20 protein-coding genes are annotated in these 21642 nt (G+C 69.4%); 8 read left to right on the top strand and 12 right to left on the bottom strand.

What is annotated here, in order from left to right:
• Nucleotides 1-8: 8 nt before the first annotated feature.
• The 5 genes from HYG95_RS17635 to mftR all read right to left on the bottom strand — a co-directional run bounded on the left by HYG95_RS17635 (nt 9) and on the right by mftR (nt 3027).
• The gene (locus HYG95_RS17635; RefSeq protein ID WP_181699097.1) at nt 9-632 is read right to left on the bottom strand and encodes a SpoIIE family protein phosphatase; all 624 of its coding nucleotides are present in this window, start codon (nt 630-632) and stop codon (nt 9-11) included.
• A complete protein-coding gene (locus HYG95_RS17630; RefSeq protein WP_067492040.1) occupies nt 625-1050 on the bottom strand; it encodes an ATP-binding protein in 426 nt (141 codons plus the stop codon). The genes HYG95_RS17635 and HYG95_RS17630 overlap by 8 nt, the downstream gene beginning before the upstream one ends.
• Complete coding sequence (locus HYG95_RS17625) at nt 1028-1411, bottom strand: STAS domain-containing protein (RefSeq protein WP_067492042.1); 384 nt, start codon at nt 1409-1411, stop codon at nt 1028-1030. The genes HYG95_RS17630 and HYG95_RS17625 overlap by 23 nt, the downstream gene beginning before the upstream one ends.
• A gap of 9 nt (nt 1412-1420) precedes the next feature.
• Nucleotides 1421-2329 carry an STAS domain-containing protein gene (locus HYG95_RS17620; protein WP_067492043.1) on the bottom strand — a complete coding sequence of 303 codons (909 nt, stop codon included), beginning with the start codon at nt 2327-2329 and terminating at the stop codon, nt 1421-1423.
• A 107-nt stretch (nt 2330-2436) separates the two neighbouring features.
• Nucleotides 2437-3027, bottom strand: a complete 591-nt coding sequence (mftR, locus tag HYG95_RS17615; protein WP_181699095.1) for a mycofactocin system transcriptional regulator — start codon at nt 3025-3027, stop codon at nt 2437-2439.
• Between the two features lie 76 nt (nt 3028-3103).
• Here mftR and mftE point away from each other — a divergent pair, with 76 nt between their 5' ends.
• The 3 genes from mftE to HYG95_RS17600 all read left to right on the top strand — a co-directional run bounded on the left by mftE (nt 3104) and on the right by HYG95_RS17600 (nt 5556).
• A complete protein-coding gene (gene mftE / locus HYG95_RS17610; RefSeq protein WP_181699093.1) occupies nt 3104-3802 on the top strand; it encodes a mycofactocin biosynthesis peptidyl-dipeptidase MftE in 699 nt (232 codons plus the stop codon).
• Entirely contained in the window at nt 3799-5004 is a 1206-nt protein-coding gene (gene mftD, locus HYG95_RS17605) for a pre-mycofactocin synthase MftD (protein WP_181699091.1), read from the top strand. Before mftE ends, mftD begins: the two co-directional genes overlap by 4 nt.
• Before the next feature lie 105 nt (nt 5005-5109).
• Nucleotides 5110-5556 (top strand): hypothetical protein, encoded by a 447-nt coding sequence (locus HYG95_RS17600; protein WP_181699089.1) that lies wholly within the window; start codon nt 5110-5112, stop codon nt 5554-5556.
• 1 nt (nt 5557) lies between these two features.
• Here the strand turns inward: HYG95_RS17600 and HYG95_RS17595 are convergent, their stop codons facing one another.
• Nucleotides 5558-6076, bottom strand: coding sequence for a MarR family winged helix-turn-helix transcriptional regulator (locus HYG95_RS17595; RefSeq protein WP_181699087.1), 519 nt, complete (start codon nt 6074-6076; stop codon nt 5558-5560).
• Nucleotides 6077-6283: 207 nt separating this feature from the next.
• Between HYG95_RS17595 and HYG95_RS17590 the strand changes: the two genes are divergently transcribed.
• The 3 genes from HYG95_RS17590 (at nt 6284) to HYG95_RS17580 (ending at nt 9941) form a co-directional block, all read left to right on the top strand.
• Nucleotides 6284-7960 (top strand): fumarate hydratase, encoded by a 1677-nt coding sequence (locus tag HYG95_RS17590; protein WP_174550282.1) that lies wholly within the window; start codon nt 6284-6286, stop codon nt 7958-7960.
• An 83-nt stretch (nt 7961-8043) separates the two neighbouring features.
• The gene (locus HYG95_RS17585) at nt 8044-9414 is read left to right on the top strand and encodes an AarF/ABC1/UbiB kinase family protein (protein ID WP_181699170.1); all 1371 of its coding nucleotides are present in this window, start codon (nt 8044-8046) and stop codon (nt 9412-9414) included.
• Between the two features lie 38 nt (nt 9415-9452).
• The gene (locus HYG95_RS17580; protein WP_255495463.1) at nt 9453-9941 is read left to right on the top strand and encodes a M15 family metallopeptidase; all 489 of its coding nucleotides are present in this window, start codon (nt 9453-9455) and stop codon (nt 9939-9941) included.
• Nucleotides 9942-9964: 23 nt separating this feature from the next.
• On the opposite strand, the gene HYG95_RS17575 is transcribed toward HYG95_RS17580, so the two are convergent.
• A complete protein-coding gene (locus HYG95_RS17575; protein ID WP_181699085.1) occupies nt 9965-11098 on the bottom strand; it encodes an epoxide hydrolase family protein in 1134 nt (377 codons plus the stop codon).
• Between the two features lie 86 nt (nt 11099-11184).
• Here HYG95_RS17575 and HYG95_RS17570 point away from each other — a divergent pair, with 86 nt between their 5' ends.
• A complete protein-coding gene (locus HYG95_RS17570; protein ID WP_181699083.1) occupies nt 11185-12144 on the top strand; it encodes a YafY family protein in 960 nt (319 codons plus the stop codon).
• A gap of 8 nt (nt 12145-12152) precedes the next feature.
• Here the strand turns inward: HYG95_RS17570 and HYG95_RS17565 are convergent, their stop codons facing one another.
• The gene (locus HYG95_RS17565; RefSeq protein ID WP_181699081.1) at nt 12153-12554 is read right to left on the bottom strand and encodes a RidA family protein; all 402 of its coding nucleotides are present in this window, start codon (nt 12552-12554) and stop codon (nt 12153-12155) included.
• A gap of 98 nt (nt 12555-12652) precedes the next feature.
• On the opposite strand from HYG95_RS17565, the gene HYG95_RS17560 reads away from it, so the two are divergent.
• Complete coding sequence (locus HYG95_RS17560) at nt 12653-13624, top strand: WYL domain-containing protein (protein WP_181699079.1); 972 nt, start codon at nt 12653-12655, stop codon at nt 13622-13624.
• A gap of 316 nt (nt 13625-13940) precedes the next feature.
• Here HYG95_RS17560 and HYG95_RS17555 read toward each other — a convergent pair whose 3' ends face one another.
• Genes HYG95_RS17555 through HYG95_RS17540 form a run of 4 tightly spaced genes read right to left on the bottom strand, consistent with a single transcriptional unit; the run spans nt 13941 to nt 21580 of the window.
• Nucleotides 13941-18476, bottom strand: coding sequence for an SbcC/MukB-like Walker B domain-containing protein (locus HYG95_RS17555; protein WP_181699077.1), 4536 nt, complete (start codon nt 18474-18476; stop codon nt 13941-13943).
• A gap of 4 nt (nt 18477-18480) precedes the next feature.
• A complete protein-coding gene (locus HYG95_RS17550; RefSeq protein ID WP_181699075.1) occupies nt 18481-19842 on the bottom strand; it encodes a DUF2398 family protein in 1362 nt (453 codons plus the stop codon).
• Nucleotides 19839-20084 (bottom strand): hypothetical protein, encoded by a 246-nt coding sequence (locus HYG95_RS17545; RefSeq protein ID WP_181699073.1) that lies wholly within the window; start codon nt 20082-20084, stop codon nt 19839-19841. The genes HYG95_RS17550 and HYG95_RS17545 overlap by 4 nt, the downstream gene beginning before the upstream one ends.
• Nucleotides 20081-21580 (bottom strand): TIGR02677 family protein, encoded by a 1500-nt coding sequence (locus HYG95_RS17540; RefSeq protein ID WP_181699166.1) that lies wholly within the window; start codon nt 21578-21580, stop codon nt 20081-20083. Before HYG95_RS17540 ends, HYG95_RS17545 begins: the two co-directional genes overlap by 4 nt.
• Nucleotides 21581-21642: the final 62 nt, after the last annotated feature.

Below are 21642 nucleotides of genomic sequence, written 5' to 3'. Positions count from 1 at the left end.
GCACCCTCTCATGATCCTGCTCCCCGGAAGCGGGCCGCCAGGACCAGCGCGTCGTCGGTGTCCTTGGCGTCGCGGGCGAGCAGGTCGCCCGCGATGGCGGCCGCGGGCCTGGCCAGGTCGATCTTGTCGGCGTCGGCGGTGACGAGACCGTCGGTGGCCATCAACAGCAGGTCACCCTGTTTGATCGGCAAGGTCTGCGGCTGTAGATGCGCGGGCAGCCGGTAGCCGACGATGCCACCGGTGAGCAGCATGGTCGCCCGCAGCTCCGGGCCCGCCGGACCGAGCGTGAGCAGCCGCGACTCCACATTGCCCACGCCGATCCATTGCAGGGTGTCGCCCGGCCCGATAAGAGCCAACGACATTGCGGCGCCGCGGGTTTCGGCCATCGCCCGATGGCACAGCACCATCAGCACATCCAGTGGTTCGCCACGGTTCTCCGACAGCACGAGGGTGGCGCGATCGGCCGCGTCGGCGGCCGCGGCGCCGTGGCCGAGACCGTCGAGCACGCCGAAGAGCACGCCGCCGTCGCCGGTGTCGAGGACGACGCCACGGTCACCGGAGACATCCTGGCCGGGTAGTGCCCGGCCGGCCGTCGACCATTCCGTGCGGCCGGTGATCCCGTCTTCATGCACCGTCGGGTACCCACTTCCACATTTCGATCAACGTCCCTCGGCCGGGGGCGGAATCGATGGTGATGCCGTCCATCAGCCTGCGTGCGCCCGGCAGGCCGAGACCGAGGCCGCGACCGGTGGAGTATCCGTCCTCGAGCGCGCGCGGGATGTCCCGGATGCCGGGACCCTGGTCCTCGGCTTGGACCACGAGGCTCTGGCGGCCGTCGCGGATGTCGACGAGCAGGCGGATCTCGCCACTGCCCGCGTAACTGGTGATGTTGCGGGCGATCTCGGAGATGGCGGTGGAGATCATGGTGCGGTCGGTGAGGGTGAAGCCGAGGTGAGCCGCCAGCTCGTGCCCGGCCTGGCGTGCGGTTACGATGTCCTCGGACACCTTGACTGCGATCGCGACCTGCTCAGCGGCCACTGTCACGACCATCTCGTCGGCTGCGCGGGTGACGGTTCAGCCAGGCGAGACCTTCTTCGAGGTCGAGGGCCGTCTGCATGTCCTCGAAGGTGAGCCCGAGCTGCACCATCGCGAACGCGACCTCGGGCTGTAGACCGACGATCACCGTTTCCGCGCCGCGCAGCTGGGTCATGTGGGCGATGGTGCGCAGCGAACGGGCGGCGAAGGAGTCCATCACGTCGATGGCCGTGACGTCGACGATGATGCCGGTCGCGCGATAGCGGCTGACCTGCGTCATGAGATCGTCCTGCAGCCGCTCGGTGTCGGCGTCGGTCAGCGCCGACTGGACCGAGGCGATCAGGAATGTGCCCTGTTTCAGGATGGGTACCGGCATGGCGGACTGCTAGCGCCCGTCCCGCTCGCTCAGCCGCTCGGTGACCCGGGTGACCTCGTACCCGAGCAGCCGCTCGGCCTCTTCGATACCACCCTGCAGGTCGCCGACCGCGTTCATCTTGGACAGGTCGAGGCCGATGGTCACCAGGGTGAGCGCGATCTCGGAGGACAGACCGGTGATGATGACGCTGGCGCCCATCAGGCCCGAGGCGTCGACGGTCTGCACGAGGTGGTTGGCGACCACGGAGTCGATGGCGGGCACACCGGTGATGTCGATGACGACCACCTTGGCGCGATTGGCCCGGATGGCGCGCAGCAGCTGCTCGGTGAGCTGACGGGCGCGCTGGGAGTCGAGCACACCGATGATGGGCAGGATGAGCAGCTGCTCGCGCACCTGCAGCACCGGGGTGGACAGCTCGCGGATGGCTTCCTGCTGGCGGCTGATGACGCGCTCGCGCTCCTGCACGAACGACACGCCGACGGTGTTGGCGATGCGGTTGGCGGCGGGCTCGTAGGCGTCGAGCACCTGGTTGAGCATCTCGAAGTTGGACTGGTACTTCGAGAACAGCGAGCGGGCGAGCACGTCGCGCAGCAGGAGCACGATTCCGAGGACCTCGTCGGTCTCGACGCCTCGGGGAATGATGCGCTCGGACAGGTCGCGGGCGTAGGCCTGCAGGGCCTCGACGCTACCGGTGACCAGCACCTCGACGTAGTTGTCGTACATGGAGGTGGCCTCGGAGAAGATCTCCTCCGGGGTCATCGCGGTGAGCAGTTCGGCCTCGGTGATGCGCCGCGCCCATTCCTCACGCAGGCCGGTGCGGTTCTGCCGGAGGTGCTCGACCAACTGGGGGAGCAGGTTGTTGTCCACCGGGCGCGCCGGTGGCGCATCCGCGGAAAGACTCGTTGACACCTCGGACATGGAAGCTCCTGCCCCTTTCGACGTTTTCACCTGGCGCGCACTGCACACGTTGACCGAAGCCTACTCATACCCCATTCACGGTGCTGTCCAAACCTGCCGGTAACCGGCTATTCGGGGGTGAAGCCACGTGACAGCGCCGCCAGGGCCCGATCCAGGTACACGGTGAGATCGGCGTCACCGCGTTCGAGCCAGGCGTCGAAGGCCGCACGGGCGGCGGCCAGGGTGGTGCGGCCCACCGCCAGGGGGATGAGGTCGTCGGCGCTGGTGCCGAGCCTGCGCGCGGCGAATTCGCCGACCGCGCGTTCCCAGGCGTCGTAGTGCGCGCCCGCGCCCGCCGACAGGGCGGGGATCCCCGAGATCAGTCGCATCCTGGTGCGCAGTTCGGGGATGTCCTCGGCGCGATATCTGTTGGCCGCCACCACGATGCGCCGCACGGCCGTCATCATCGGTTCGTCGTCGGCGACGGCGGCGAAGGCCGCGCGCAGGTCGGCCACCTCGTCGTCGAACTGGTGCCACAGCACCTCGCCCTTGCTCGGGAAGTAGCGGAAGAAGGTGCGTTCGCTGACGCCCGCCTCGGCCGCGATCTGCCCGACGGTCACCTCCTCGAAGCCGTGCTCGGTGAACAGGCGCATCGCGATGAGTTCCAGGGCGCGGCGCGTGGTGCGCGGTGGGCGGCCGCGCTGGGTCGGGGCTGACATGGATACAGCGTAGGGAGTGGGCCGCCCGGTGGAGCCGGGTCTTGATTATGTCAGTGACTGACGTTAATGTTCGGTCATGTTCGTGGCCCAGCTCACATCGCCGGAGGTCGACGCCTGTCGCGCGTCGATCCTGTTGGTGCCGCTGGGTGCTATCGAGCAGCACGGACCGCACCTGCCGCTGTCGACCGATCTCGACATCGCCTCGGCGCTGTGCGCGCGGGCCGCCGCCGCGCGCGACGACGTGCTCGTCGCACCCGCCGTGCCCTACGGCGCCAGCGGTGAACACGCCGGATTCGCGGGCACGCTGTCGATCGGGCAGGCCGCGCTGGAGCTGCTCGTGGTCGAGCTGTGTCGTTCGGCCACCGCGACTTTCGAGCGGATCGCGCTGGTCAACGCCCACGGCGGCAATGTCGAGGCGCTGCGCCGGGCCGTCACCCTGCTGCGCTCGGAATCACGCGATGTGCGCCTGTTCTGCCCGGGCTACGGCGGCGACGCGCACGCGGGCCACACCGAAACCTCCCTCCAGCTCGCCCTCGCGCCCGACCGGGTGCGCACCGAGCTGGCCGAACCGGGGGACACCCGCCCGCTCGCCGAGGTGCTGCCGCTGCTGCGCACGGGCGGGGTGGCCGCGGTGAGCCACAACGGAATTCTCGGCGACCCGACCGGGGCGAATGCCGCCGCGGGCGCCGAACTGCTGAGTGCGGCGACCGCCGCGCTCCTGCACGACCTCGGCCGTTGGTGGCCGGGTGACAACGAGGAAGGACCACGTCGATGAACCCCTGGTTCGAGACCGTCGCCGAGGCGCAGCGTCGCGCCCGTAAGCGACTGCCGAAGTCGGTGTACGGCGCGCTGATCGCCGGTTCCGAACGGGGCCAGACCATCGAGGACAACCAGGCCGCGTTCACCGAACTCGGTTTCGCACCGCACTGCGCGGGCCCCATCGGGGACCGTGACCAATCGACAACCGTGCTGGGGCAACAGGTTTCGATGCCCGTGCTGATCTCGCCGACCGGCGTGCAGGCGGTGCACCCCGACGGTGAGGTCGCCGTGGCACGGGCCGCGGCCGCCCGCGGCATCGCCATGGGCCTGAGCTCCTTCGCGAGCAAGCCGGTCGAAGAGGTGATCGCGGCCAACCCCGCCACCTTCTTCCAGCTGTACTGGTGCGGCAGCAAGGACCAGATCCTGGAACGGATGGAACGGGCGAAGAACGCCGGTGCGGTCGGGCTGATCCTCACCCTCGACTGGTCCTTCTCGCACGGTCGCGACTGGGGCAGCCCGCAGATCCCCGAATCGCTGAACCTGCGCACCATGATGAAATTCGCACCGCAGACCCTCGCCCGCCCGCGCTGGCTGGCCACCTACCTGCGCTCCGGTTCCATCCCCGACCTCACCGCACCCAACATGTCCGTCGGCGGCGGCGCCGCGCCCGGCTTCTTCGGCGCCTACGGCGAGTGGATGCAGACGCCCGCCCCCGACTGGGACGACGTGGCCTGGATCTGCGCCCAGTGGGACGGTCCGGTGCTGCTGAAGGGCGTGATGCGGGTCGACGACGCGCTGCGCGCGGTCGACGCGGGCGTCGCGGGCATCTCGGTGTCGAATCACGGCGGCAACAACCTCGACGGCACCCCTGCCGCCATCCGTGCGCTGCCGGTACTGGCCGACGCCGTGGGCGACCAGATCGAGGTCCTGCTCGACGGTGGTATCCGGCGCGGCAGCGATGTCGTGAAGGCTGTCGCGCTCGGTGCCCGCGCGGTCCTCATCGGCCGCGCCTACCTGTGGGGTCTGGCGGCCAACGGCCAGGCGGGCGTCGAGAATGTCCTCGACATTCTGCGTGGCGGCATCGACTCCGCCCTGCTCGGGCTGCGCAAGACCTCGGTCACCGATCTGACCCGCGACGACATCGTGGTCCCGGAAGGTTTCGAACGCGCCCTCGGCATCCCCGACACCGCCCACATCGCCGAAAAGGTATTGCGGTAAGCGGTATTTCACCTTGGCCGCACGGGTTGTCCGGGCGGGGACCGGTCGCTATGGTCGAGCGTTGACCTGTGGTCGTCGGAGGGGGAAGTCGTGGATGTTCGGGTAATGCGCTCGCGCCGTGTGACTTTCACCCTGCCTGCCCTGGTCGCGGTGGCGCTGGTGTCGGCCGGCTGCAGTGCCCCGAGCACCGCTCAGCGCCCGACGACCACCACCCGCGCGTCGGTGACCACCACCCCGCGGACCACCACCACCAGCACCGCCGCCCGCCCGGCCTCGGTGGGTGTCTGCGTGGAGACGGCGACGAACAAGCGGGTGGCCGACGACCGCTGCGACACGTCCGACGCGAGCTATAAACGGTTCTGGTACAAGCACACCGACACGCTGGTGTACCCGGCGGTCGGTGCCGCGATCGTGCTGGCGGCGGGCAGTTTCCTCCGGCCGAGTACCGGCGACGTCTACGACCGTGGCGCACCGGTCGCGGGCGGAACGGTCCTGCGCGGTGGGCTGGGCCAGCGGCCCGACTCGAGCGGTGGTGGCAGTTCGGGGTCCTGACTCACGCCAGGTCCGCGGCGGGAGTCGGTTCCTTGGTCGGCATGCGAGGGCCGAGTTCCCGTGCCGCACTGCGGTGGTGGTCGATCAGGACGTCGTAGATCTCGGCGAGCGCGGCGAGTTGCGCGCGGTCGAGGACGTCGATCATGTGCCGCCGCACGCTGCGCACGTGGGCCGGGGCCGCCGTGGTGAGCAACTGGCCGCCCGCGCTCGTCAGCCGGGCGACGGTGCGGCGCTGGTCGTGCGGCATGGTTTCGCGCACCACGAGTCCACGCTTCTGCATGCGCGTGATCTGGTGTGAGAGTCGGCTCTGCGACCATTCCAGCGCACCCGCCAGGTCAGCGAAGGTCAAACGCTGGCCCGGTGCGTCGGCTAGGTACACCAGCACGGAATATTCGACATAACTGAGATTCGCCGCCCGGCCGGCGTCACGCCCGATCGCCGCGGCGATCAGGTCGCGGGTACGGACATAGCCCAGCCAGGCGCGCATTTCGACATCATCGAGCCACTGTGGATCGGTCACGATCGAGCTCCAGATTCGCCGGTGCAAGCTTCGGATTGAACGGCGCACGCCCACCACCGCCCGGGAGAATGGGTAGCACCGTTTGTGTTGAACGTGCAACCTCGACATTACTTCATCTTGAGTAAGGATTGCCTAATCTCCAGGTCGGCGCCCGGTGGTGGATAGGCTCTGCGATGCTCTGCCCACCTGCCTGAAGGAGTGCGATCCGTGACCGCGCCGGAGTTCCGCTATTCCGATCTGCTGCCGATCGGCGCGGACGACACGCCGTACCGCCTGCTGACCACCGAGGGGGTCAGCACCTTCGAGCACAACGGCCGCACCTTCCTGCAGGTCGAGCCCGAAGCCCTGCGCCTGCTCACCGAGACGGCGATCCACGACATCAGCCACTACCTGCGCCCGGCCCACCTGCGTCAGCTGCGCAAGATCATCGACGACCCGGAGTCCTCGGGCAACGACCGTTTCGTGGCGCTGGACCTGCTCAAGAACCTCAACATCTCCGCGGGCGGCGTGCTGCCGATGTGCCAGGACACCGGCACCGCGATCGTGATGGGCAAGAAGAGCGAGGGCGTGCTCACCGGCGCCGACGACGCCGAGTGGATCAGCCGCGGCGTGTTCGACGCCTACTCCCGGCTGAACCTGCGCTACTCCCAGCTCGCGCCGATCACCATGTGGGAGGAGAAGAACACCGGTTCCAACCTGCCCGCCCAGATCGAGCTGTACTCCACCGAGGGCGACGCCGACAACCCGGTCTACAAGTTCCTGTTCATGGCCAAGGGCGGCGGTTCGGCCAACAAGTCGTTCCTGTACCAGGAGACCAAGGCCGTCCTGAACCCCGAGCGCATGCTCGAGTTCCTCGACGAGAAGATCCGCTCGCTCGGCACCGCGGCCTGCCCGCCGTACCACCTGGCCGTTGTCATCGGTGGCACCAGCGCCGAATTCGCTTTGAAGACGGCGAAATACGCGTCGGCGCACTACCTGGACAACCTGCCGACCGAGGGTTCCATCACCGGTCACGCCTTCCGTGATCTCGAGCTCGAGGAAGAGGTGTTCCAGCTCACCCGTGAGTTCGGCATCGGCGCCCAGTTCGGTGGCAAGTACTTCTGCCACGACGTGCGCGTGGTGCGCCTGCCCCGCCACGGCGCCTCCTGCCCGGTCGCCATCGCCGTGTCGTGCTCGGCCGACCGCCAGGCCCTTGCCAAGATCACCAAGGACGGCATCTTCCTCGAGCAGCTGGAAACCGAACCGGCGCAGTACCTTCCGGAGCAGACCGAGGACATCCTCGGCGGCGACGTGGTGCAGATCGACCTGAACCGCCCGATGGACGAGATCCGCGCCGAGCTGTCGAAATACCCGGTGAAGACCCGGCTTTCGCTCACCGGCCCGCTGGTCGTGGCCCGCGACATCGCGCACGCCAAGATCAAGGAACGCCTCGACGCGGGCGAGCCGATGCCGCAGTACCTGCGCGACATGGCCGTGTACTACGCGGGCCCGGCCAAGACCCCCGAGGGCTACGCCTCCGGCTCGTTCGGTCCGACCACCGCCGGTCGCATGGACTCCTACGTCGACCAGTTCCAGGCTGCGGGCGGCTCGATGATCATGCTGGCCAAGGGTAACCGCTCCGCTCAGGTCACCAAGGCGTGCAAGGAACACGGCGGTTTCTACCTCGGTTCCATCGGCGGCCCGGCCGCGCGTCTGGCTCTGGACTGCATCAAGAACGTCGAGGTGCTCGAGTACCCCGAACTGGGCATGGAGGCGGTCTGGAAGATCGATGTCGAGGACTTCCCGGCCTTCATCGTCGTCGACGACAAGGGCAACGACTTCTTCGCCGAGACCTCCAAGCCGATCGCCCTGCGCGTGCGCACCCGCTCCAAGGAACGGGTGTAGAGACCCGCTCCCCGGGTCTTCTGGTCGTGCGTCCAGCCGTCGCGGTGTAACGTGACCGGCGACATACGGTGAACGGGGTGGCTATGCCCGCTGGAATTCCTGGGGGCCGGGTGGCGCGCGGCGCCAAGCTCGGACAGTTCGCCGCGGGCCAAGCGGTGCGCGGGGTCGGCAGACGACTGTCGATGATCGGTCGCACCGAGGAGGCCAGGCAAGTCCTGGCCGAGCGCTCGGCGATGACGACCGCGCAGCAGATCGTCACGGTCCTCGGCAGCATGAAGGGGTCGGCGATGAAGCTGGGGCAGATGGCCTCGGTGCTCGACCTCGACTTCGTGCCCGAATCGCATCGCGAACATTTCCGGGCCCAGTTGGCCGCACTGCAGGACAAGGCGCCCGCGGTCGCGTTCCCGACCATGCGTGCGGTGATCGAGGAGGATCTCGGACCGCTCGGCGGCGTCTTCGCCGACTTCGACGAGACCGCCATCGCGGCCGCGTCGATCGGTCAGGTGCACCGGGCCACCCTGCGCGACGGGCGCGTGGTCGCGGTGAAGGTGAAGTACCCCGGGGTGGAGCGCGCCGTCCACGCCGATATCGGCAATCTCGAATTCCTCAGCAAGATGGGCAGATCCGTGCTGCCGAGCATGGCCGACACCGGCGTGCTCGAGGAGATCGCCGACAACCTGCGCAGCGAACTGGACTACGAACGCGAGGCCCGCACCCAGCATCGGGTGGCGCGGCGGTATCGCGGTCACCCGTTCATCACCGTGCCCGACGCGATCGTCGAACACTGCTCGCACAATGTGCTCGTCACCGAATACGTCGAGTCGCAACCCTTTTCGCACATGCGAACGCTGCCCGACGCCGACCGCGACCACCTGGGCGAACTGATCTACCGGTTCTACATCTCCAGCCTGTTCGTCGACAACGAGTTCTGCGGCGACCCGCATCCGGGCAATATGCTGCTGGCCGCCGACGGGAAGCTCGCCTTCGTCGACTTCGGCCTGTACAAGCGGATGGACCCGGCGCATGTCGATTTCGAGCGCGACGTGCTGCGTGCGGCCGCCGAGGGGCGCGGTGAGGACCTGTACGCCGCGTGGGTCGACCGGGGAATCATCGACCCCAGCGCCGGGGTGTCGGTCGAGGAGAGCCTGGCCTACGTGTGGGCCGCCACGGGGTGGCACCTGCTGGACGAGGACGTCACCATCACCCCCGAATTGGCCACCGGCGCACTGCTGCTCGCGGTCGACCCGCGTTCGTCGCAATTCCACGGCATGCACCGACAGCTGCTGCCGCCGGAGCACGTGTTCTCCCGCCGGGCCGACCTGTTCACCTTCGCCACCCTCGGCCAGTTGCGGGCCACCGCGAACTGGCACCTGCTGGCCCGCGAATGGCTCTACCACGAGCCACCCGTCACCGAGGTCGGCCGCGAGATCGACCGGTGGCGCCGATCCGGGTGAGCCGAACCGCGCCGAGCCGGGGTCGATAGGATTCCGGCATGCACTCTGTTCTCCGCATCCTGGTCGGCGTGAGCGCGGTCGCCGCGATGACGGCCACCGGTACCGCCACGGCCGACCCCGATCAGCGCGAACAGGTCCAGTCCGCCGCGGGCACCGAGGGCCTCGACCCACCGCTCGCCCTGGCCTACACCCTGGCCGAACAGCAGGCCCACGCCGAGGGCGTGCCGCTGTCGGTCACCTCTGGCTACCGCACCCCCGAACAGCAGGAAGCGCTGTGGCAGGACGGCCTGGCCACCCACGGCACCCCGGAGGAGGCCCGCCGCTGGGTCCTCCCACCCGCCGAATCGACCCACGTTTCCGGCCATGCCGTCGACGTCGGCCCGCAGATCGGCGCCCAGTGGCTCGAGACCAACGGCAACCGCTGGGGGCTGTGCCGGACTTTCGACAACGAATGGTGGCACTTCGAGTTGGTGACGGTGCCGGGAGCGCCGTGCCCGCCGACCGTGCCCGACGCGAGCATGCGCTAGGTCGACCGGCGCGGTCTTGTCTCTCAGTGCAGGGCTGCGAAGAACGTCCGGATGTCGGCGACATGTGCCGCCGGTTCCTCCATCGCCACGAAGTGGTTGCCGGGGTTGCCCGACGGCCAGTGGGTGATCTTGTTGTCGCGTTCGGCAAGCTTGCGCATGAGCGGTGAGCCGCCACCGTAGACGCCCGTCGGCACCAGATTCTGGCCGGTCGGCCAGCCGAAACCGCCGTTGCGCAGCCCGTTGTACATGGGCCACGAGGAGGTGCCGGTGGTCTGGGTGAACCAGTACAGCGACACCGTGGTGAGCAGGTGGTCGCGGTCGATCACGTCCTCGGCGAGGTCGGCCATCGGCGTGAACTCCTGGAACTTCTGCATCATCCACGCCAGCAGCGCGACCGGTGAATCGTTCCAGCCCAGCGCGAAGGTCTGCGGTGCGGCGCGCAGCAGGGTGTGGTGGTCGATGCCACCGGTCATCCACAGTTGCATCTGGTCCCACTCGGCGCGGTCCTCGTCCGACATCGCGGGCACGTCGGCCTCGGTCGGCATGCCGATACCGCCGTCGAGATGCACCCCGATCACGTGCTCCGGCGCCGCGAGCGCCATCTCCGGTGCGATGTAGGCGCCCAGGTCGCCGCCCTGGGTCCCGTAGCGCTGGTAGCCGAGCCGGTCCATGAGCTCGGTCCACATCCGGGCCACCCGTGCGGTGGTCATTCCGATCTCGCGCGGAGCCTGGGAGAAGGCGAAGCCGGGGACCGACGGGACAACCACGTCGAAGGCGAGGGCGGGATCGAGACCGTGAGCGCGTGGATCGGTCAGCGGACCGATCACACGGGTGAATTCGGCGAAGGTGTTGGGCCACCCGTGCGTGAGCAGCAGGGGCACCGCATCGGGTTCGGGGGAGCGGACGTGGACGAAGTGCACGTCGAGGCCGTCGATGGTCGTCTGGAACTGGGGGAAGGCATTGAGTGCGGTTTCCTGTGCCCGCCAATCGAATTCGTCGGCCCAGTAGGTGGCGAGCTCGCGCAGATACGCGGCAGGCACGCCACGCTCCCAGCCGTCGCCCGGCAGTTCGGGCGTCCATCGGGCTCGGGCCAGCCGGTCGCGCAGGTCGTCGAGATCGGCCTGCGGGATGTCGATGTGGAAGGGGCGGACAGTCATTCGGAACTCCTCGTGATCGGTGTGAACCCGACGCTACGAGCCATATAGGACAGGATCGGTCCTAGATTTGCGCGAGAATCGAAATCATGACCGACACCGCCGCGCGGCTGCTCCGATTGCTCGCACTGCTGCAGATGCCACGCGAATGGCCCGGCAGCGAACTCGCCGACCGGCTCGGCGTCACCGACCGCACCGTGCGCCGCGATATCGACCGGTTGCGCGAGCTCGGCTACCCGGTGCTCGCCGCGCTGGGTGCGAGCGGCGGCTACCGCCTCACCGCCGGGTCGGCGCTGCCGCCGCTGGTGCTCGACGAAGACGAAGCGGTGGCGGTGGCCGTCGGCCTGCGGGTCGCCACCGGGCAGGCGGTCGGTGGAATCGAGGAGGCGTCGGTGCGGGCGTTGACCAAACTCGAGCAGGTTCTACCCGCGAAGCTCCGAAGGCGCGTGCGGGTGGTGGGCGCGGCGGTCGCGGTCCGGGTGGGTGAGGGGCCCACCGTGGAGCCGGAGGTGCTCACCACCCTCGCCGCGGCCGTCACCAACCGGGAACGACTGCGCTTCGGCTATTTCGACGCCGACGGCGCCGAGTCACGTCGCCATGTCGAACCGGTCGGCGTCGTCGCGTCCGGCCGGCGCTGGTACCTCGTCGCCTACGACCTCGACCGAGATGCCTGGCGCACCTACCGCGCCGACCGTATCGCCCACCCGCACCCGACCGGTGCCCGGATCATCGCGCGTGAGCTACCCGCGGCCGACGCCGCCGACTATGTGGCGGGACGTCGAACCGACTGGCCCACCGCCCCGTACCGGGCCGATGTCACCATCGACGCCCCGCGTACCCGGGTCACCGGCCGACTCGGCGAGGACCCCGCCACCCTGCACTCCACCGGTGCCACCACCTGCCGCCTCACCGGTGTCCGCGATGACGACCCCGATTGGCTTGCCCGGCAATTGGTTTCGCTCGGAGTCGCGTTCCGGGTACACGACTCGCCCGAACTGTCCGCGCGACTGCGTGCGATGGCGGAGCGCATCGGGCACGCAGTGGGGTGAGAGGCGCGTCAGGGTCGGGCCGCGACCGCTTCCACCTCGAACAGCACATCGGGGGTGGCCAGCGCCGCGACACCGATGAGCGTCTGGGTGGGCGGGGTGGTGCCCCAGTGCTCGGCGACGGCACCGGCGATCGGGCCGAGTTTCGTGACATCGTGGTTCACCACATAGGTGCGCAGCGCGACGACGTGGCTGAGCTCCAGGTCGTGGGCTGCCAGGGCGGTGGCGATGTTGTCGAATGTCCGCTTCACCTGGTCGGCGAAGTCGCCGGAGACGACCGCGCCGTCGGTGTCGGAACCGTACTGGCCAGAGACGAAGACCAGATCGGTGCCCGCCGGGACGGCGGCGGTATGGCTGTAGCCGAACGGAACCGGGTTGTGCAGGCCGTCGGGGTTGACGATGGTGTGCGCCATGTTCAGGCACCTTTCCTGTGATGGATTGTCGTGACGCAGATGAGCCTGTCAGCAATACACGACATCCTCTGTCGTGTATTGCGGGTAATCTTTCGCGAGTGCGCGCCGACCGGCTTGTCTCCCTCGTGCTGCTGCTGCGCAGACACGGCCGACTGACCGCGGACGTGCTGGCCCGCGAGCTGGAGGTCTCCACTCGCACTGTGCTGCGCGATATCGAGGCGCTCTCCGCAGCCGGCGTGCCGGTGTACGCAGAACGCGGCAGGCACGGTGGATTCGCCCTGCTCCCAGGTTTCCAAACCGAACTCACCGGGCTGAATCACGACGAGGCGCTGGCGCTACTGGTGGCCGGATCACGGCGCGGGGCACAAGCTTTCGGCCTCGGCGGCGCCCTGTCCTCGGCCATGCGCAAGGTCGTCGACGCACTGCCCGAGAGCTATCGCGACACCGCGACCGGCGCCGCCCGTCGACTGCTCGTCGACCCCGAGACCGACCTCCTGTCGCGTCGCGTCGTGCCCGAGGACCTGCCCGACGCCGTAGTGGCCGAGGTCCGTCGCGCGGTGCTGACCGGTCACCGATTGCGCATCAACTACGCCGCCGTCGACCAGTCCGCGCAGTGGCGAACCGTGGACCCGATCGGCCTGGTCACCGTCGCCGACCAGAGCTATTTGCTTGCGACCAGGTCAGGGGAGGACCGCACATACCGCCTGTCGCGCATCCTCGACGCAGAGGAACTGCCCGAACCCGCGCAGCGACCGGAGCACATCGACCTGAATCAGGCCTGGAAGGAACGCAGCACCCGGTTCCGTGCCGGCAGCGACCAGGTAGCCGTCGAGGTCCGGGTGAACCCCACCCGCCGTGCGGAACTCATCGGCACGGCGGTGACACTCAGCTCCGAAACGGTCGAGGCCGACGGCCGGCTCCGCCTCGAGCTGACCTTCCAAGACCCGCGTCATGCCGAATGGGCACTCTGGCAACTCGGCACCCACGCGGAAATCCTTGCGCCGCAATGGCTGCGCACCACCCTGCGCGACCGCGCGACCATGCTCGCCGCTCACTACCGGTCGTCCTGAGGCGCTCAGACATTCACCGGCAACATGCCCCGGCGGAATCCTCGCGTACTCGCCCGTGCGGTACTGGGCGGCCGACACGGGACCATCAGCCACAGGGCAGGGTCTTCCTGACTAGCACTTCAGGGCAGGTCGGCGGCACAGCGCGCCCACCGTGTCGGCCCCGCGACGGCCGGGGCCGGCTGTTGCGAGCCAACTCCCACCGTAAGCACGGGTGCATCCCATGCCGACGATCGCACCGGCTGCCCTCCGCTCCCGCGCGGCCAGTGGTGCCTCATGGAGCTCGAGGCCTCAGCCGGTCGGCGCCCCGGCGGTGATCTCAGCCGACCGGTGCTGGTTCCCCTGGCATCCCTTCCAGTGTGAGGCCGCCCTCGATGGTGTTGGGGAGGCGGCGGCGGTTGGGGGAGCCGAGGGCGGTGGTGAGGTCGCCGCCGTCGTGTTCGGCGAGGAGTTCGCCGCTGTCCCACACCAGAAGGGTTGCGCTCACGGTGTTCTCGGCGGTGGAGTGGGCCAGGTCGTAGTGCGCGCAGCCGGGGACGTGCGGGTAGGTGATCCACAGGTCGTAGCCGGTCATGAACAGGTCGAGGTCGAATTGCACACTGAGGCCGAGCAATTCGCTGCGGCCGTTGTCGTCGACACCGGCGAACGCCTCGTCCAGCGCCAGCAGGCGCGGTGCCTGCGGGTCGGCGGAATCGAGCATCACGTGGGCGGCGGCGAACAACGGCAGGTGCAGCGACACCGACTGCTCACCACCGGAGAGCGCGCTGTGGCGGGCGACGGTGAGCTTGTCCTCGGACCCGTCCCCGGAGATCAGCGTGAACGAGAACACCCGCCACGACCGGTAATCGAGGGTGGCGGCGAGGATCTCGGGATACGAGCGTTCCGGGTGGGCGGCGCGGGCGGCCCGGATCTCGGCCGCGAAATGCGCGCGCACCGCACCCAGATCGTCCGGGCTCAGTGCCGAGGTGTCGCGGTCGAGCAGCTTGCACATGGCGCGCGCCGCCTCCGACAGGCCGTCGGCCAGTACCCAGTGCACACCGATGGTGTTGCCCGACGACATCCGCCGCTGCTTCATCTCCGCGCCCATCCGGGAGATCAGTTCGCGTGCGTCCGTTGTCCGTTCGTGGATCTGCTGGGCCAAGCCGGTGAGTAGCGCGTCCTCGAGGATGCGGCGTTCGGCGTCGGTGAGCAACAGTTCCTGATCGCGGCGCGCGGCATCGATGCGCGCCGCGAAATCGGCGAGTGCGGTCTGACCGTTCTCGTCGTGTACGGCCACCACGGTGAGCCCGTCGGCGGCGTCCCAGTGCAGGCGGTAATCGCGGCCCGACGCGGTGAGCGCGGCGTCGAACTCCTGAAGCGCGCTCGTCACCGCTGAACGGGTGGACTTGCGCCCGGCCTCGGTGGCGCGAACCTGGGCAGTGGCGGCATCCAGGTCGGCGAACAGGGCCGCGACCTCGTCCGGCAAGACCACCGGATCGGTTTCCGGGCCGGCGGCGACGATGCGGTACTGCAGCTGCTCGGGAGTCGACCAGGCGGCCTCGCTGCTCGGCCACCGGTGTTCGACCGAAGCGCCGAGCAGGCTCAGCAGGTCGGGCCGCGCGTACGGAGCCAGCGACCGCACTTCGGCGAGCACCTCGGTGAGCGCCGTGGCGAGTGCCTCGTGTGCCGTGCGATATGCCGCTTCCGCGTCACCCACCGCCTCGATCGCCGCATTGGCCGCCTTGCGCGCGGCCCGCTGCTCGGCTTTGGCGGCTTCGATGGCCGCGCGCGCCGCGTCCAGCTCACGGTCGATGTCGGCAGCACTGGCGCCCAAGGCTTCTCGCAGCGTTTCGAGCTTGCGCTGCTGCTCGGTGTATCCGGCGCGGGCCGCCTCGGCCTCCTCGGCGAACGCCTCGGCCAGGGCGCGGGCCTCGTCGTGCCGATCGGCGCCCTCCCGCTCGCGTTCCCGTTCCCGTTCGTGCTCGGCGCGCAACCGCAGCAGTCCGGTGCCGGTGTTCTCGAAATGCCGGATCGCGGCGGCCAGCGCATCGAGTTCACGCGCCTCCCGCGGCGTGCGGTGCGCCTGCGCGGCTGCCCGCACCTTCTTGTCCTGAGCAGCCACCTCGGCCACGGCCTGATCGAGCTCCCGCTCGGCCTGCGCCGCCGCCTCCACCCGCGACCGCATCAGTCCGGCGGTCTCCGCGACCGCCCGAAGTGCGGCGGTCACCGCCGAAGGTCGTGGCAACGACTTCGCCGCAGCGGTGAGCTCAGCCGATTGTGCTGCCGCCGAAGACTCTTCGGCCCGAGCCGCCTCGTATTCCGCGCCGGCCGCCTCGATCGCCGCCTCGATCTCGGCGAGCCGCAACGCTCGCCTGCGCGCTCGCGCGGTCGCACCGATGAACTCGGCCTCGGTCTTGTGATGCCTGCCGACCAGGACACCCAGTCGATAGTGGCCCGCTGGTCCGATCACCACGGGGCAGGCCTCGGCGGTCAGCGCACTCAGCGTGGCGCCCGGCATGGTCCGTCCCATGCCTCCGCCGTCCGCAACACCGGCGCGATCCGCACCCATCGCCGCGACTGTCGTCGATTTCGCTCCGCCTGCGCCTGGTGCGGAGTCTGCTCGGGCCGGCGTGGTCGGCGCCGGGTGTGTCTCGGCGGCTTCGTACCCTGAGTGGTCGTCGGCTGCCGTAGGGGCGGAGCTGTCCGAGTCAGGACGGAGTTCGTCGAGGGCGATGGAGGCGAGCACGGCAGCGACCGTGTCCCTCGGGACCTCGACCTCCGTCGTATTCTCCTCCACCACAAGAACATCAGCGAGGGTGCGACCGGTCGGGCGCTGGTCGACGGGCAGTGGGAGCAGGAAGTGGTCCGACTCGACCTCGGTGGGCAGGGTCGGCCCGCAGATCCAGCTGTCGAGCAGACCTCCGGCCTGAAGCGCGGCCTCGATCCCCGCCGCCTCCTGCGCGGACACCCCATCCCCGAACCGCACCAGCTTCCACAGCGGAGCGCCCGGAAGTCCCTCGCGCATACCGGTTCTGGCCGACGACGACGGCGGGGCGTCATCGTGTTCGGCAGCGATCTGCTTGCGTTCGGCCGTCAGTGCGTCGCGGCGCGCGGCCGCAGCATCAGCCCGCGCCCGCGACTCCTGCCGACGGGTGCGGATCTGCTCGCGTAGCGGCTCGATCCGCTCCGCCAAAACCTCTGCGGCAGAGGGGATGTCCTCAACTCCGGCACCGGCGAAGGCTGTCTCCAGCGCCTCGAACAGTCCGCCGTCATCAGCCCCGGTCCGATCGGCTCGCGCCCCGATGATGCCTTGGGCAGGGTCGCCCCCGTCGATGACTGCTTCGGCGGCTTGGGCGTTCACCGAGGATTCCGCGATGCCCGCAAGGAGGGCTGAGTTGGTCTTCCACCAGGCGCGCAGGTTCGCCGCAGAATCCTTGCGCGCCAACGCGACCGCGGCTTCCGCATGCGCGACTTCGGCGGCTGCCGCGTCGCGCAGTTCTGTCGCGCGTTCGGTGAGGCGTTCGGCGCGGGTTCGGTCGGCGGCGGCGGATTCCCACTTGCTCACCGCCTTGCGGACCGCGCGCACGTCGGCGTCGCGTTCCTCGGCGTGGCCGCGGACGGCTGCGGTGAACTGGTCGCCGCGGCCGTCGGTGCCGGGCGTGGTCCACTCGATGCCCGCTTCCTCGGCGGCCGATCGGAGGGCTTCTTCGCCGCGCACCAGGGCGGCGGCGGCCGTGCGCACGGCTTCGGCTGCCTTCTCGGCTTCCTCGGCGCGCCGCTGCAAGGTCTGGGCGGCTTCGGCGGCCTTGTCGCGGTGGACGGCGGCGGAGGTTTCGAGCCTGCGGACGGCGTCGGCGAGGTCGTCGAGTTGCTGTTTGCCCTCGTAGGCGCTGGATCGCTGCAGGTTCTCGCGGTCGGCGATGGCCTGTTCGTAGGCGCGGTCGGCCTCCTCGGCACGGGCCTCGGCGGTGGCGCGGTCGGCGTCGCGCCGGGTGCGCAAGGCCGTCGCGGCGAACAGTGCGGTCGAGGCGTTGGTGACGGCTTCGAGTCGCGTGCGAACCTGATCGACATCCGACTTCGCCTGTACCGCAAGGTATTTGCGGTACACATCGACGAAGCGCCGGGTGGCGGTATCGGCCTGGACCAGTCCGTCGAGGGTGCGGCCGACCTCCTCCATATCGCTGAACGACCGTGCCGCGTCGAGGATGAGCTGTTCGTCGAGGGGGCGCAGACCGTCGGTGAGGGCCTGCGACAACCCGCGCGGATCGAGGTTCTTGGCCAGCTGCGGGCGGCGCAGCGTGAGGATCAAGTTGATGAGCTGGTCGTAGCGCTGCATACCGAGCCCGAACATGCGCGCATCGATCGCGGCCCGGTATTCGACCGGGCGGTCGACGATGGCGTCGCTGCCGATCTGCTCGGCGAGCTGTTTGCGGGTGAGCGGGCGGTCGTCGGGACCGATCAGCGAGAAATCGACACCCGCGCGGCCGTCGGCGACGAAATACCAGCGCGTCACCTTGTCCGAGGACCGGGTGGCACGCATCCCGATACCGACCGTGACGACCTCGGGATCCTCCCAGCTGCCGCGCGCGAATTCCATCCACACATACGAGTACGCCGATTCCTGCTTGCGGTAGAGCAGGTTCGACTTCATGGTGCGTTCCTCACCGGCGAACGGGTTGAGCCTGCGCGGCTCGATCCGCCCGTCGAGCACGAACGGGAACAGCACCTCGAGGGCCTTGGTCTTGCCCGAACCGTTGGGTCCGCGCAGCACCAGGCGTCCGTCGGCGAAACAGAACTCCTGGTCGCGGTAGTCCCACAGGTTGACGATGCCCGCGCGGGTCGGGACGAATCGCACTCCGCCGTGAATGAGCGTCATCTGCTCAGCTCCCTCCCACTCCGGTGCCGACATCCGCGGCGGTGACGAACAATTCCTCGGTCTTGCGCACCCGTACCGTGACGACCGCGCCCCGGTATCTGGCCAGCGCGGGCAACACGAGCAGACCGTCTTCGACGGGCCGGATCAGCCGCAACTTGGTCAGCAAGGCCAGCACCTCGGCGGTGAGGCCGCCGATGTCGGCCTGCCATTGCGCGGCGAAGGTGGCACCGTAGCGATCGGTGAGGGCGGTGACGGTCGTCCGCACCCACGCATCGTCGAGGAATGGATAGGTGTCGGGTTCCTCGGTGACCTCGTCGTCGGAATCCGTTGCCGGGTCGGGTGTTTCGTCGGCCAGCGGGACGAACACGCCTGCCTCGGGGATCGCGGTGTCGAGCTGGTCGAGCAGTTCCTCCGCCGGATCCAGGTCGGGCAGTGGGCGGTGCGGCAGCGGGTTGTCCAGATCCAGCACCGCATCCGCGATCTCACCGATCAGTAGCAGCCCCACCTGCGCGAGAGTGCCGGTGCCCGGGAACCGCGTATCCGACAGGCGACCCGACGTGTCGATGAGGGCGACACCCTCGGCCCGCCGTTCGGCCCGCAGCCCGGTGCAGTACTCCACCTCACCGATCAGGCGCTCCTGGCCGAGCAGCGCCCGTTCTGGGGGCGTCAGATCCGCGAGATACACGACCGGTCGCTCCACCAGCGCCCGCCGGACCCGACGCGCCACGTCGGCCGCCACCTCGGTGTCCTCGGCCAGCAGACCGCGCACGCTGTGCAGGTGCTGCAATGCCCGCGGTGGCCGGAACAGCGCGAAAACCACCGGGCGGTCGATATCGTAGAGCGCTTCACCCGCGTCGGGGTCGCTGGCCCACCCGCCCGCGTCACCGTCGGCCAGGGTCAACGCGCCGCGCGCGCCGAGCCAGCCGACGGCATCGACGAAGGCGTCACGATCGGCGGCCCGCTCGGTGGACAATTCGAGCCCATCGATGCGGCTCGCGTAATCGGCGACATGCTCTGCCAGTTCCGACAGGGTGATCTGATCCCCGGCCCGCCCCAACGCGGCCAGCGCCAGCGACAGATAGGCGTAGCGCCGCCGATCGAACACCCGATCGTTCACACTGCGCGCGGGCCGGGCATCCTCGAGCCGATCGTGCACCGGATACAGCCGTGCCGTCGTCTCGGTGATCTCCACCCGATACCCGAACAACTCGGCCATGTCCTCGCGCAGTTCGGTCGCCCACCGCCGGATCAGCGGCAACGCGATCCGATCCGGATACACCCGTGTGACAAGGTGATTCGCCAGTATCACCCGGACCGCCCGCTGGTAACTGTCGAGCGCGAGCGCATCGATTCGCTGCCGCTTCACGCAGCCACCCCCTGCCGCACCGCACCACAGCAAGAGCCGTCGATCTCCGGATGCGGGATCGAGTATCGGCCGAGGCTCAGCACACCGATGCGCGCCGTCGTCGTGCCGCCGTCGCTCAGCGCGGTGTGCCGCAACACCGGAACAACGCCGCAGCACGGCGCCGGTAGCCGCCGAGGCTTCCAGGGCATCCCGCGGTCCGCCCCACCGTGTGAACCAGGCCGGGCGCCGATGCTCGCGGTCATCGCTTCCCACCCCGCCGTGTCGAACCCTGTACTTCGAGGCGGCGGTTGTTCAAGTGGAGCAATCCCGCCGCCGTGCGGATGACGGTCGATCCGTCGCACGGGCGAACCGTCAGGGTGACGCCGTTGTCGGAACCCGTTGTGCCCTCGACCCGCCCGCTCACCGGCACCCAGGCCGTGGAAGCCGCGTCGAGCAGACGCAACAGCACCTCGGTCTCGCGCTGGTCGAGTACTCGTTCGTGCACGTTGCCGGTGGCCAGCGAGGCGGCCGCTGCCGCGCGTTCGCGCTGGGCGGCCAGTTGCGCTTCGCGCAGGCGGCGCACGCCGGCGTCGTTGCGTGAGATCCGGGCGGGTGCGCCCGCAGCGGGGGCGCGACCGGTCTCGGCGAGTGTGCGCGAGATCTCCAAAGGTGGTGCTTCCCACCAGGACCGGCCGGCGCGGACCAGGTCGGCGTCGGGATGTTCCAGCGACAGGTGCCGTGGTTTGCCGAGGCCGAACACCGCGTCGTACAGGGCGTGCGCACTGCCCGAGGTGGGGGTGGCGACGAACCACGCCGCCAGGTGACGCAACGCCGATTCCCGGCTGATCCCGCCCCGGCGGGTCTCGGTCACCCGGCGCAACAGCGACAACACGGCCGCGATGGCGCTCATCGTCGCCTCCCGCAGCCGGTCGGCCTCACACGACTCGCCCGGCTCGGTGCCCGCGACGAACCAGGTGCGCAACCCGTCCCAGCGGGCTCGCCAATCCGCCTCCCGCTCCACCGAACTCAGCAGCACCCGCTCGTCGCACCCGGCCGCCCGGCCGATCAGCGCGTCGACTCCCGTGTCCTCCACCTCGCCGATCGCGGCGGCCAGACGTGGCGCGAACCGGGCCAGATCCATGCTGAACTCGCGCATGTGCGCGAGCAGCGCGTCCTTGTGCGCGAGAAACGACTCGGGGGTGATCTCGGTGGTGCGCACCAGGTCGCCCAGCGACAGATAGAAATGCGCGGCGCGGGCCGCCATGTCGGTGAGCGCGGCGTCGAGCCGGCGCAGCGTGGTGTAGACCCGCTCGGCGTCGCCCTCGCGGTTGGCGGTCGCCAGGGTGCGCAGATCCGCGAGGAGTTCGGGGAGCACCAGCCGCGACAGCGACGCGTCCTCCATCCGGGCCGTGAGCACCCCGGCCACTGCCTGATATGCCTGGAAACCGGCCTGCGCGAACTGGTACACGTAGTGCCGGTTGCGGTACTCGGCCAGCGTGGCCGCCCGGGTGCCGTCGTAACTGCGCTCGAGCACACCCCAGCGGTGCAGTTGCTCGAGCAGCGGACCGATCTCGGCCGCCGACAGCGGCACCCCCGCCGGAGCGGGCCCCTGCGTGCCCGCCTCGGCCTTGGCGATCCACTCGGCGACATCATCGGCGTGCAGCAACACCACGTATGCCGCGCGCGCACTGTCGAAGGCGCGCAGAACCCGCAGGTAGTCGGCGCGTTTCTCGGCGGTGGCGAACGAGAACAACCGCAGCCGCTCGTCCCACAGGGCAGGGACGGCGCTGGGCAGGCCGTCGGCGCGGTGGTCGGTCACCG

It is taken from the genome of Nocardia sp. GTS18, assembly GCF_013839555.1.
In the GTDB taxonomy this organism is placed as follows: Bacteria; Actinomycetota; Actinomycetes; order Mycobacteriales; family Mycobacteriaceae; genus Nocardia; species Nocardia rosealba.
This window is presented reverse-complemented; position numbering and strand designations above follow the sequence as displayed.